The following is a 12690-nucleotide window of genomic DNA, read 5'->3' as shown; positions in this document are numbered from 1 at the left end:
TTGCGCACAGCCGTGGCTTCGCGTGGGATCGTGATGGGCCGGTATCGGGTGCGCCGTTGATGAGGCAACACAATCTACGTTCGACGTGCAAGCGCAAGTTTGTGCATACGACAGACAATCGGCATGCACTGCCGATCTCGCTCAATGTGTTGAATCGGCAGTTCAATCCGACGCGCCCAAACCAGGCATGGGTTGCCGACATCACCTACATCCGAACGCGCAGCGGCTGGCTGTATTTGGCGGTGGTGCTCGACTTTGCGCCGGGCGTACACGTCGATGACAAAGGCCACGTAGAGCCAACCCTGCCAGGTCGAGACGTATGTGAAGTCTGAGACCCAGAGTTGGTTGGGTCGATCTGCCCGGAACTGCCGGTTTACCCGGTCTAGCGGGCAGACGGTCTTGCGCTCGCTGACGGTGGTGCGCACCATCTTGCCACGAACAACGCCGCGCAAGCCCAGGCGACGCATGAGGCGCTCGACTGTGCAGCGCGCCACGGTGATGCCTTCCCGGTTCATCTGCATCCAGACCTTGTGCGCACCGTAGACCCGCAGGTTGCCCTGCCAGACACGCTCGATGTGCGGCACCAAGTTCGCATCGCGTTGCCGGGCTGCATGCCGCCTGTACCCGGACGGGGCGATCTGCAGCACCTTGCAGATCGGCTCGACCCCATATGCGTGTGGCGGTGTTGGTCGATGAAGCCTCTCAGCACTTCAGTCGGCGGTCGAGCTCCGCCTGGGCAAAAAGCGCTGGCCAGCTTCAGTATCTCGTTGACTCTTCTCAGTTCCTTCACCTCGCGCTCCAGCGCTTTCATGCGTTCGTGCTCCGACGTGGTGGTGCCGGCCTTGGTGCCGCTATCGACTTCGTCGCGTTTGACCCATTCGTTCAGCGTCTGCGGCACGCAGCCGATCTTGGGGGTGATTGCCCACAACGACGGGTACTCGCCGCGGTGCTCCTGCACCATTCGTACGGCTCGCTCACGCACCTCAGGTGAAGACTTGTTTGACTTCTTCATGGCTCAATCCTCTCAGAGATTTGAGCCTCCTCGAAAACCGGGGCGGTTCACGTCAGGCCGGACATCTTTGCAGTGCACAGTTCTGGGCAGTGGGCTACAGTTTGGCACCGGGTCGCGTCTCCTTCCTACAGCACCGGCATTGCTGCCCGCATAACATATGGATATGCACGCTGACGCTGATCTGATCGTGGCCCGTCCGGAAGGGCTGTATTGCCCGCCCGGCGATTTCTATATCGACCCCTGGCGGCCGGTGGACCGGGCCGTCATCACCCACGCCCACAGCGACCATGCGCGCTGGGGCAGCGCGCATTACCTGGCCCACCACGACAGCGCACCCATTCTGCGGCGCCGGCTGGGCCAGGACATCACCCTGCAGACGCTCGCCTACGGTGAGGCCATCGAACACCACGGCGTGCGGCTGTCGCTGCATCCGGCGGGGCATGTGCTGGGCTCGTCGCAGGTCCGGCTGGAACATGGTGGGCGCGTCTGGGTCGCGTCCGGTGATTACAAGCTGGAAGATGACGGCACCTGCGCGCCGTTCACGCCAGTGCGCTGCGACACCTTCATCACCGAGTCCACCTTCGGCTTACCCATCTACCGCTGGCCGACACAGCCCGAGCTGTTCAACGAGATCAACGCCTGGTGGCGGCGCAACGCCCAGGCTGGTCGTGCGTCGGTGCTGTATGCCTATGCGCTGGGCAAGGCGCAGCGGCTGCTGCACGGGGTGGACCCGTCGATCGGGCCCATCGTGGCGCACGGCGCGGTCGAGCCGATCAACGCCATCTACCGTGCCGCGGGAGTACCGCTGCCGCCTACCCGGTATGCGACCGATCCGGCGCTGGACAAAGCGGCGCTGGCGCAATCGCTGGTGATCGCGCCGCCGTCGGCCGGGCGCACCACCTGGATGCGGCGCTTTGGGACCAACCCATCTGACGCGTTCGCCAGCGGTTGGATGCAGCTGCGCGGCACGCGCCGCCGCCGCGGGGTAGACCGCGGCTTTGTCGTCTCCGACCACGCGGACTGGCCCGGCCTGCAGTCGGCGATCCGGGCGACCGGTGCAGAGCGGGTTTTCGTCACGCACGGGAGCGTGGCAGTAATGGTGCGCTGGCTCAGCGAGCAGGGACTGCAGGCGCAGGGCTTCAGCACCGAATATGGGTACCAGGACGAGGCGGACGATGCCGACAAAGCGCCCGCCCGCGGCGGTGCCGATGCGGTTGACGCCGAGGCACCCGACCCCGCATGAAGGGCTTCGCCGACCTCTACCGTGCGCTGGACGACTCGACCGCCAGCCTGGCCAAGCAGGCCGCACTGCAGCGCTATCTGCGCGAAGCGCCGTCGCGCGATGCTGCCTGGGCGGTGTACTTCCTGGCGGGCGGCAAGCCGCGCCAACTGGTGCCGACACGCTTGTTGCGGGAGCAGGCCCGGCTCGCGGCGGGCCTGCCCGAGTGGCTGTTTGACGAAAGCTACGAGGCGGTCGGCGATCTGGCCGAAACCATTTCGCTGCTGCTGCCCGACCCCGTCGAGGCGCTGGAGCTGCCGTTGTCCGACTGGATGGAGCAGCACCTGCTGCCCTTGCGCGGCCAGGCGCCTGAAGAACTGGCGCGCGTTCTCCAGGCCCAGTGGCGCATGCTGGCGGCAACGCAGCGGCTGGTCTACTTCAAGCTGATCACCGGTGCGTTCCGCGTCGGCGTCTCCAAGCTGCAGGTCACGCAGGCCCTGGCGGCGGTAAGCGGTGTGGACGCTAAGGTGGTGGCCCAACGGCTGATGGGCTACACGCACATCGGCGCGCGGCCCTCTGCCGAGGAATATGAAGCCCTTATCGTGCCAGACGACGCGGCAAACGCCGGCACGGGCGCGCGTGGCGGCCAGCCCTATCCGTTTTTTCTGGCGCACCCGTTCAACCTGCCACTGGCGCAGTTCGATGCGGCGCTGGGCCCCGCGGACGGATGGCTGGTCGAATGGAAGTGGGACGGCATCCGCGCGCAGTTGGTGAAGCGTGAGGGGCAGGTGTGGATCTGGTCGCGCGGCGAAGAGCTGGTCAGCGACCGCTTCCCGGAGTTGCAGGCGATGGGCGCAGGCCTGCCGGACGGCACCGTGCTCGACGGCGAGATTTTGGTCTGGCGCGATAGCCGTGCCCAGCCCTTCGCGGAACTGCAGCAGCGCATCGGGCGCAAGACCCTGGGCGCCAAGCTGCTGCGCGACATCCCGGTGGTGCTGTGTGCCTACGACCTGCTGGAGGTCGATGGGGAGGATCTGCGCGCGCTGCCACAGCATGCGCGGCGCACCCGGCTGGAGCAATTGGTCGCGTCTTGCCCCCATCCCCAGCTGGAACTGAGCCCGCTGGTCAAAGGCGGCGACTGGGAGGACCTGGCACGCCAGCGCGAACAGGCGCGGGCGCTCGGCGTCGAGGGCATGATGCTCAAACGCCTGGACGCGCACTACGGCGTAGGCCGCACCAAGGATGTGGGCGTGTGGTGGAAGTGGAAGATTGATCCGCTCTCGGTGGACGCGGTGCTGGTCTACGCCCAGCGCGGCCACGGGCGGCGCGCTAGTCTTTACAGCGACTACACCTTTGCCGTATGGAATGGCGCGCAGGACGACCCGGCGCGCCAGTTGGTCCCGTTCGCGAAGGCCTATTCGGGCCTGACAGACGAAGAAATCCGCGCGGTGGATGCGGTGATCCGCAAGACCACGCTTGAGACCTTCGGCCCGGTCCGCAGCGTCACGCCGACGATGGTGTTCGAGCTGGGCTTTGAAGGCATCGCCAAGAGCAACCGGCACAAAAGCGGCATCGCCGTGCGCTTTCCGCGCATGCTGCGCCGCCGCGAGGACAAGCCGGTGGCAGAGGCGGATACGTTGGCGACCTTGCAGGCGCTGCTGCAGGGGGCAGGTTGATGGCAGGCCGCAAGACCGCTCACACGCCAGACAAGATCGACCCGTCCATAGCAGCATGGATCGCCACCCGGGGCTGGACGCCATTCCCTTTTCAGCGCCGCGTGTGGGCCGAGATGGCGCAGGGCCGGAGTGGCCTGCTGCATTCGAGCACAGGCAGCGGCAAGACGCTGGCGGTCTGGCTCGGCGCGCTGGGGGCTTTGCGGGAGGCGGTCGCGCCCGAGGGCATCAAGCATACAAAGAGCAAAGCGCCGCCGCTGACGGTGCTGTGGATCACGCCGATGCGCGCGCTGGCCGCCGACACGCTGCGCGCGCTGGAAGATCCCATGCGCGCCCTGTGCCCCGGCTGGACCGCTGGCCTGCGCAGCGGCGACACCACATCCGCCCAGCGCGCCGCGCAAGACCGGCGGCTACCCACAGTCCTGGTCACCACCCCGGAGAGCCTGACCCTGCTGATGTCCCGCGCCGATGCGCGCGAGCTGCTGGGGCAGGTGCGCGTGACGGTGGTCGACGAATGGCATGAGCTGATGGGCAACAAGCGCGGCGTGCAGACGCAGCTGGCGCTAGCCCGGCTGCGCGGCTTCCAGCCAGCGCTGATGACCTGGGGGCTGTCGGCTACGCTGGGCAATCTGGACGAGGCGCTGCGCACTCTGCTAGGCACCGTGCCGCATGCCAAGGACCGTCCGCCCGCGATGGTGCAGGGCGAGACCGACAAAACCCTGGTCATCGACACGCTGCTGCCCGCCACCGCCGAACGCTTTGCCTGGGCCGGCCACATGGGCCTGCGCATGCTGCCGCAGGTGGTACAGGCCATCGAGGAAAGCGCCAGCTGCCTGGTCTTCACCAATATGCGGTCCCAGGCGGAGCGCTGGTACCGCGCCCTGCTGGAGGCGCGCCCCGATTGGGCGGGTGTGCTGGCGCTGCACCATGGCTCGCTGGACCGCGAGGTGCGGGAATGGGTTGAGTTGGGGCTGAAGGAGGGGCGCATCAAAGCGGCGGTCTGCACGTCCAGCCTGGACCTGGGGGTGGACTTTTTGCCGGTAGACCGCGTGCTGCAGATTGGTTCCGCCAAGGGCGTGGCACGCCTGGTGCAGCGGGCGGGCCGCTCGGGCCACGCGCCGGGGCGCCCCTCGCGCATCACGCTCGTGCCGACGCACAGCCTGGAGCTGGTCGAGGCCGCCGCCGCGCGCGAGGCGGTGCGCACCGGCCAGATCGAGGCGCGCTTCAGCCCGCGCGAACCACTGGATGTGATGGTGCAGCATCTGGTCACCATCGCGCTGGGCGGGGGCTTCCGTCCTGACGACTTGCTGGCGGAAGTGCGCACCACCGTCGCCTATGCCGACATGTCGGACGCGCACTGGCAATGGTGCCTGGACTTTGTGCGCCAGGGCGGGCCGTCGCTGGCGGCCTACCCCGACTACCACCGGGTGGTGCCCGACGAAGAAGGGCTCTGGCGCGTGCCAGATGCGCGCCTGGCCCGGCGGCACCGCGTCAACATCGGCACCATCGTCAGCGATGCGTCCATTAGCGTGCAATATCTGGGTGGCAGCAAGTTGGGAACGGTGGAGGAAAGCTTCATCGCCCGGCTGAAACCTGGTGATGCCTTCATGTTCAGCGGCCGCCTGCTGGAGCTGGTGCGGGTGGACCAGATGACCGCGCTGGTGCGGCGCGCCACGTCCGGACGCGCGGCCCTGCCCCGCTGGAGTGGCGGGCGCATGCCGCTGTCCAACACGCTGGCCGATGCGGTGCTGCGCGAGCTGCAGGCCGCCGACGAAGGCCGTTTCGAGAGCCCCGAGATGCAGTGCGTGAAGCCGCTGATCGACATCCAGCGCCGCTGGTCCGGCGTGCCTACGCCGGATACGCTGGTGGCGGAAACACTGAAGTCCCGCGAGGGCTGGCATCTGTTCCTGTATCCCTTCGCGGGCCGGCAGGTGCATCTGGGTCTGGCCGGATTGGTGGCCTGGCGAGCTGCGCAGCCCGAGACCGGCACCTTTTCCATCGCACTGAACGACTACGGCATTGAGCTGCTGAGCGCCAAGGAAATCGACTGGGCCGAACGCCTTCCCGCGCTGCTGGCCTTGCCGCCCAGAGAGCAGCTGCTGGCAGAGGTGCTGGGCAGCCTCAACGCGACCGAGCTGGCGCGGCGGCGGTTTCGGGAGATTGCGCGGATCGCTGGGCTGATCTTCCAGAGCCATCCGGGCGAGCGCCGCAGCAACCGGCAGCTGCAGGCCTCGGCCTCGCTGTTCTTTGAGGTGTTCCAGAAGTACGACCCGCAGAACCAGCTTTTGGCGCAGGCCGAGCAGGAACTGCTGACGCAGGAGCTCGACGTGCGCCAGCTCACCGCCGCGCTGGAGCGCATCCAGGGGCAAACGCTGCGGGTGCATGCGCTGCGCAAGCCCACGCCACTGGCCTTCCCGCTGATGGTGGAACGTTTTCGCGAGAAGCTGACGAACGAGTCGCTGGGGGACCGCATTGCGCGCATGGTGTCGGAGCTGGAGCGCACCGCGGGCGGGGATGCCGTCGGCACGTCGCACGCGCCTGCGGACCGCGTCTTCGCCTCGCGCGAGTCGCCGGAATGGGACATCGGCGCGTCGCTGGCGCTGGAGACGCGGGGCGAGACACCCGGCCGGCGCGGTCCGCGCACGCGCAGACCCCCTGGCCAGGCGCGATGATCCAGACATGGCGACTTTCAATCCTTCGACCTTTGACACCCCGGTAGGGGCCCTGTGCATTGCGCTGGCGGGCGAGCAGGTGGTGCTGCTCCCGGACCGCGCGTTGTGGTGGCCGCGCGAGGGCACGCTGTTTGTGGCCGATGTGCACCTGGGCAAGGCGGCCACATTTCGGGCGCTGGGGCAGCCGGTACCTGCCGGAACCACCCGCGACAACCTGGACCGCCTCAGCGCTTTAATTGACGGTCTAGGCGTACGGCATCTGGTGGTGCTGGGCGATTTCCTGCACGCGGCAACGGCGCAGCAGGCGCAGGTAATGGAGCCGGTGCGCGCATGGCGCGAGCGGCACACGGCGCTGGACTGCATGCTGGTGCGCGGCAACCACGACAGCCGCGCCGGAGACCCGCCTCCATCGCTGCGCTTCGACGTCAACGACGAACCGTTCCGTATCGGTCCGTTTGCGGCTTGCCACCATCCCCAGGCGGTAGCGGGCGCATATGCGCTGGCAGGGCATCTCCATCCCGCCGTACAACTGCGTGGCCGCGCCCATGACCGCACGCGCCTGCCCTGTTTTTGCGAAGTGCAAGTGGGAGAGAACAGGCTGATGGTCTTGCCCGCGTTTGGAGCCTTCACAGGCACGACTCTGGACTTGCCGCCCGGGACACTTCGCTGCTATGCGGTGGGGGGCGGTCGGGTCACGGCGTTGCCTTGATTCTGCAGGGTCGGGTTCACCGGCAACGTCCAAAACCAGACCTACAGCTATACCCGCTTGTTGTCCATTCCCCACCTCACCCCTCCCGCGCATCGCAAAAACTGAACTGGTTGCGCCCTGCCTGCTTCGCCAAATACATGGCCGAATCTGCACTTTTGATCAAATCTCCTACCGTCTGGCCGTCCTGCGGGTACAAGGCCACGCCTATGCTGCCGGACACCAGGGGTGCTGTGTGGGCGATGTCGAAGGGGCGGGCCAGTTCGCGCTGGATCACGGTGGCCACGGTTTTGGCGTGTTCTAGGCTACCCAGGTCGGGCAGGATGACGGTGAATTCGTCGCCGCCCAGGCGCGCTACCGTGTCTTCTTTGCGTACGCACGACTGGATGCGCTGGGCGGCCTGGCGCAGCAATGCATCGCCTGCGTCGTGCCCCAGGCTGTCGTTGATGTCTTTAAAGTGGTCCAGGTCGATAAACAGCAATGCCAACAGGCATTGGGATCGGGCCGCATGCCGAAGCTGGATATCCAGACGGTCCATGAACAGCCGCCGGTTGGGTAGTCCGGTCAGGCTGTCGTAATTGGCGCTGCGCCAGTTGTGCTCTTCGGTGGCTTTGCGTTCGGTGACGTTGCGGGCCGTGCCTACCACCGCTTCGACTTCGCCCGCCACGTCCACCACGGGCGCAAAAATATAGTCGTACACATCGGTGACCACGTCGTCCGCGGTGTAGCGCATCTCGCCGCGCACCGGCTTTTTGGAATGGATGACGGCGGTGATGCTGTGTTGCAGCGCGGCGGCCCCCGGCAGGCCCACATCGGCGCACAGCTTGCCGGTGATGTCGCCCATGCCCCGGCCCAGCAGCGCCGTCATGGCCTGGTTGGCGTAGGCGAAACGCCCGTCCAGGTCAAAGGTGAAGCTCAGGTCGGGCGACGACGACAAAATGGTGTCAAACACCCGGGTGAGTTGTTCCTTTTCAAACGCATAGCTGGTTACCGATTCAGTGATGGCCTGGTCAATCGCCTCGTTGAACCGGATCAGGTCTCTAACAGCGGTGGCGGGAATGGTTTCATCCTTCAGCGACTTCTGCCACAGGCGGGTGACGCTGGCGCGCAGGGCGCGGTACTCTGCCACTGCCGCATCCAGGCCAAAACCAAAGGCCAGGCGCTCCTTACCGTGCTCGGTGGCGGCGGTGTCTTCTGGCTCCGGTTCGCTCAGGCCTTTTGACTTGTCGATGGCATCGCGCTCGGTCTGGGGCTGGTCCAGATCGGCGGCCACCGTCTCCAACACCAGTTTGATGTGGTCGCGCAGCGCCACCTTGTTCATGGTTTGTCCTGGGGGTACCAGGGTGGCGGCGAAGTCTTGCCATTCCTGCAGGATGGCTTCCATGTTCGAGAGGATGAAAGCTGAGAGGCGCATTGCCGTTTATAGGGTGAATCCACCGCCGCGTATAGGCGCTAGGACACATAGCGAAATTCCGTCCCTATTCCGCATGGTGCGGTGCCATGGGGTCCGATGGAGCGCTTTGGCTCTAACATGGCTGCCTTGCACAACCAAAGGCTAATCCATGATTTTTGTGACCGGTGGCGCTGGCTACATTGGCTCCCATACCTGCGTTGAACTGCTGAATGCAGGCCTGGACGTAACGGTGTTCGACAACTTTTGCAACAGCCAGCCCGAGTCGCTGGCGCGGGTGGAGCGCATCACAGGCAAAAAGCTCCGGTTGATCGAAGGCGACATCCGCGATGTGGCGGCCCTGGCGGCGGCGCTGCAGTCCAGCGGGGCCACGGCGGTGATCCACTGCGCGGGGCTCAAGGCGGTGGGCGAATCGGTGGAGCAGCCGCTGCGCTACTACGACAACAACGTGGTGGGCACGCTGCGCCTGCTGGAGGCCATGGGCGCTTGCGGCGTGAAGACGCTGGTGTTCAGCTCGTCGGCCACGGTGTACGGCGATCCGCAGCGCCTGCCGCTTTCTGAGGACCACCCGCTCTCCGCCACCAACCCCTATGGCCGCAGCAAGCTGATGGTGGAAGACCTGCTGCGCGACCTGCACCGCAGCGACGCGTCGTGGCGCATTGGCATCCTGCGCTACTTCAACCCGGTGGGCGCACACGAAAGCGGACTGATTGGCGAAGACCCGCGCGGCACGCCCAACAACCTGCTGCCGTTTGTGGCCCAGGTGGCCGTGGGGCAGCGCGCATTTTTGAATGTGTGGGGCGACGACTACGCCACTGCCGACGGCACCGGCGTGCGCGACTACATCCACGTGGTCGATCTGGCCGTGGGCCACCTCAAGGCGCTGGAGCGCCTGCAGGCCGTACCCGACTTTTTGACCGTCAACCTGGGCACCGGCATTGGCTACAGCGTGCTGGACATGGTGCACGCATTTGAAAAAGCCAGTGGCCGGCCCGTTCCCTACCAGGTCGCCCCCCGGCGGCCCGGCGACATTGCCGCCTGCTATGCCGAACCCACTGCCGCCCTGGAACTGCTGGGCTGGCGCGCCGAGCGCGGGCTGGATGCGATGTGTGCCGATGCCTGGCGCTGGCAGAGTGCCAATCCGACCGGATTCAGCGCTGTCGGTTAACCAAGGTATGCGTATTTGGGATATCTACTCGGTATCTCTGTGAGCATATTTTAGGCTTCTTGCGTAAATTTAATCTGCGCAGGCAGCTATCAATTTGATATGGATATCTGCTTAAAGATGTGAATTTTTCGCATGTGCTCTAAACCACCCGCCCGATTTCTGGCCAGCGGTGGTGCAGCCACATCCAGGCCAGCAAACCCACGCTGAGCATTGCCATGGAGGCCAACGCCAACGCGATGGTCGAATGCATCACCAGCGGGGCCAGCACCCCGGCCACCAGCCCGTTGGCGGTCGACCCCAAACAGGCCTGCAGGCTGGATGCCATGCCGCGCCGCTCGGGGTAGAGGTCTAGCACCAGCAAGGTCACTGCGGGCACCATCATGGCCCAGCCAAATGCGAAGATGGCCACCGGAAACAGTGCCCAGCTGACGTGCGCGGGGAACAACAGGTTGGCCAGCACATTCACCACCGACACCACCACCATGGTCACAAAGCCGTGGCGGATCTGCGTTTTGGCCGGTACTTTGCCCGCCATGCGGCCGCTGAACCAGGCCCCGGACATGATGCCGCTGATGGTCAGCACAAAGAACCAAAAAAACTGCGTCGGCCCCAGCCCCAGCAGGTGGCCCAGAAACTCGGGGGCCGACAGCACGTACAAAAACATGCCGTTGAAGGGCACGCCGCTGGCCAGCGCCAGCAGTACAAAGCGCGGGTTCGAGCACAGTTGCCAATAGCCGCGCAGCAGGTGCCGGGCGTTCAAGGGTTGGCGCTGGTCCCTATGCAGGGTTTCGGGCAAAAACCGAAAGTTGGCCACCCACAGCAGCACGCCCACACCAGTCAAGAACCAAAAGATGCTGTGCCAGTTGAGGTGCACAAACAGCCAGCCGCCGATGATGGGCGCAATCGCCGGGGCTACGCCGAAGTAGATGGTGATCTGGCTCATCACCTTTTGCGCATCGGCCGGAGGGAACATATCGCGCACCACCGCCCGCGACACCACGATGCCTGCGCCGGTTGACAGGCCCTGCAGCGCTCTAAAGAACACCAGTTGCCCAATGCTCTGCGACAGTGCACAGCCCGCGCTGGCCAGGGTAAAAATCGCTAAGCCTGTCAGCACCACCGGGCGGCGGCCAAAGCTGTCCGACAGCGCACCGTGGAACAGGTTCATGAACGCAAAGCCAAACAGGTAGGCCGATAGCGTTTGCTGCATCTGCGCCGGGGTAGCACCCGTTGACGCGGCAATCCCCGCAAACGCAGGGATGAAGGTGTCGATGGAGAACGGCCCCAGCATGCCAAGCAGGGCCAAGAGAATCGCGAGAGCCCAGCGTGGTGCTGGCCACAACTGGGCGGCGTTTGGGTTCACAGGCACACCCCCAGGCTGCAGTGCAGCGCATCTTTCGCCAACCCCTTTGCAGGGGGCGATGCCAGTGGCCCGGCAAAGCCGGTTCCACGGCATCCTTGGATGGCGTGCGTCATGTCTGTAACCATGGTGTGCTTCGTCACATCTGGCTTAACCTTTCAGGCCCGCAGCCGCGCGCAGGATCTGCGCCTTGTCCGTGCGCTCCCACGTAAATTCAGGCTCTTCACGGCCAAAGTGGCCGTAGGCCGCGGTCTTTTCGTAGATCGGTCGCAGCAGGTCCAGCATCTGGATGATGCCCTTGGGGCGCAGGTCGAAGTGGGCTTTGACCAGCTCGGCGATCTGCTCGTCGGGGATCACGCCCGTGCCTTCGGTGTAGATGGTCACGTTCATCGGGTGCGCCACGCCAATCGCGTAGGCCACCTGGATCTGGCACTGGCGCGCTAAGCCGGCGGCTACGATGTTCTTGGCCACGTAGCGGGCGGCGTAAGCGGCCGAGCGGTCCACCTTTGTCGGGTCTTTGCCGCTGAATGCGCCGCCACCGTGTGGGCAGGCACCGCCGTAGGTGTCCACAATGATCTTGCGGCCGGTCAAACCGCAGTCGCCTTGCGGGCCGCCAATGACGAAGCGGCCCGTGGGGTTGATCAAATACTTGGTGTCTTGCAGCCACTCTTTGGGCAGCACCGGCTTGATGATTTCTTCGATCACTGCTTCGATGAAGGATGCCTTCATCTTGGTGGGCGTTTCCGACTGGTCGGGGTGGTGCTGGGTGGACAGCACCACGGTGTCGATGCTGTGCGGCTTGCCGTCCACATAGCGCATGGTCACCTGGCTCTTGGCATCGGGGCGCAGGAACGGCAGGCGGCCATCTTTGCGCAGCTGGGCTTGGCGCTCGACCAGGCGGTGGGCGTAGTAGATGGGCGCGGGCATCAGCTCGGGCGTTTCATTGCAGGCGTAACCGAACATCAGGCCCTGGTCGCCCGCACCGGTGTTCAGGTGGTCGTCACTGGCGTGGTCTACGCCCTGGGCGATGTCGTTGCTCTGCTTGTCATAGCAGACCATGACCGCGCAGCCCTTGTGGTCAATGCCGTATTCGGTGTTGTCGTAGCCGATGCGCTTGATGGTGTCGCGCGCCACCTGGATGTAGTCCACATGCGCGTTGGTGGTGATTTCACCGGCCAGCACGACCAGGCCGGTGTTGGTTAGCGTCTCGGCGGCCACACGGCTCAGCGGGTCTTGCTGGAAGATGGCGTCCAGAATCGCGTCCGAAATCTGGTCGGCCACCTTGTCGGGGTGGCCCTCAGACACGGATTCGGAGGTGAAAAGAAAGTCGTTCGCCATTTTGTAAACTCCTGTGTTGGTGATGGCGCGTTGCCAGCCTGGGAAGCTTTGGCGAACGCTTTAGCAGATGTGTTTAACGTCGCCCTGCAAGTAGTTCATTTAACTCAGCGACCCTGTCATTTTACCGCCAC

At 65.2% G+C, this 12690-nt stretch carries 8 protein-coding genes, 1 pseudogene and 1 other annotated feature; of the genes and pseudogenes, 5 read left to right on the top strand and 4 right to left on the bottom strand.

The window, feature by feature from the left end:
- Positions 1-251: 251 nt before the first annotated feature.
- Positions 252-1012, bottom strand: a pseudogene (locus tag AC097L_RS20430) (IS3 family transposase); the annotation flags it as partial.
- Positions 630-748, bottom strand: a sequence feature (AL1L pseudoknot). (Overlaps the previous pseudogene by 119 nt.)
- 163 nt (positions 1013-1175) lie before the next feature.
- On the opposite strand from AC097L_RS20430, the gene AC097L_RS20425 reads away from it, so the two are divergent.
- Genes AC097L_RS20425 through pdeM form a run of 4 tightly spaced genes read left to right on the top strand, consistent with a single transcriptional unit; the run spans position 1176 to position 7285 of the window.
- The gene (locus AC097L_RS20425) at positions 1176-2255 is read left to right on the top strand and encodes a ligase-associated DNA damage response exonuclease (RefSeq protein ID WP_479588555.1); all 1080 of its coding nucleotides are present in this window, start codon (positions 1176-1178) and stop codon (positions 2253-2255) included.
- A complete protein-coding gene (locus tag AC097L_RS20420; protein ID WP_479588554.1) occupies positions 2252-3907 on the top strand; it encodes an ATP-dependent DNA ligase in 1656 nt (551 codons plus the stop codon). Before AC097L_RS20425 ends, AC097L_RS20420 begins: the two co-directional genes overlap by 4 nt.
- Positions 3907-6576 (top strand): ligase-associated DNA damage response DEXH box helicase, encoded by a 2670-nt coding sequence (locus AC097L_RS20415; RefSeq protein WP_479588553.1) that lies wholly within the window; start codon positions 3907-3909, stop codon positions 6574-6576. Before AC097L_RS20420 ends, AC097L_RS20415 begins: the two co-directional genes overlap by 1 nt.
- Positions 6577-6583: 7 nt before the next feature.
- The gene (gene pdeM / locus AC097L_RS20410; protein ID WP_479588552.1) at positions 6584-7285 is read left to right on the top strand and encodes a ligase-associated DNA damage response endonuclease PdeM; all 702 of its coding nucleotides are present in this window, start codon (positions 6584-6586) and stop codon (positions 7283-7285) included.
- Between the two features lie 76 nt (positions 7286-7361).
- Here pdeM and AC097L_RS20405 read toward each other — a convergent pair whose 3' ends face one another.
- A complete protein-coding gene (locus AC097L_RS20405; protein WP_479588551.1) occupies positions 7362-8696 on the bottom strand; it encodes a diguanylate cyclase domain-containing protein in 1335 nt (444 codons plus the stop codon).
- A gap of 148 nt (positions 8697-8844) precedes the next feature.
- Between AC097L_RS20405 and galE the strand changes: the two genes are divergently transcribed.
- Entirely contained in the window at positions 8845-9861 is a 1017-nt protein-coding gene (galE, locus tag AC097L_RS20400) for a UDP-glucose 4-epimerase GalE (protein WP_479588550.1), read from the top strand.
- Between the two features lie 139 nt (positions 9862-10000).
- Here the strand turns inward: galE and AC097L_RS20395 are convergent, their stop codons facing one another.
- Together AC097L_RS20395 and metK are read right to left on the bottom strand one after the other, a co-directional pair.
- Positions 10001-11224 (bottom strand): multidrug effflux MFS transporter, encoded by a 1224-nt coding sequence (locus AC097L_RS20395; RefSeq protein ID WP_479588560.1) that lies wholly within the window; start codon positions 11222-11224, stop codon positions 10001-10003.
- A 147-nt stretch (positions 11225-11371) separates the two neighbouring features.
- A complete protein-coding gene (gene metK, locus AC097L_RS20390; protein WP_479588549.1) occupies positions 11372-12559 on the bottom strand; it encodes a methionine adenosyltransferase in 1188 nt (395 codons plus the stop codon).
- Between the last annotated feature and the right edge of the window lie 131 nt (positions 12560-12690).

It is taken from the genome of Rhodoferax sp. RT5P35, from assembly GCF_056521385.1.
Note: the sequence above shows the minus strand (reverse complement) of the source record. Positions and strands in the feature narration are given on the sequence as shown.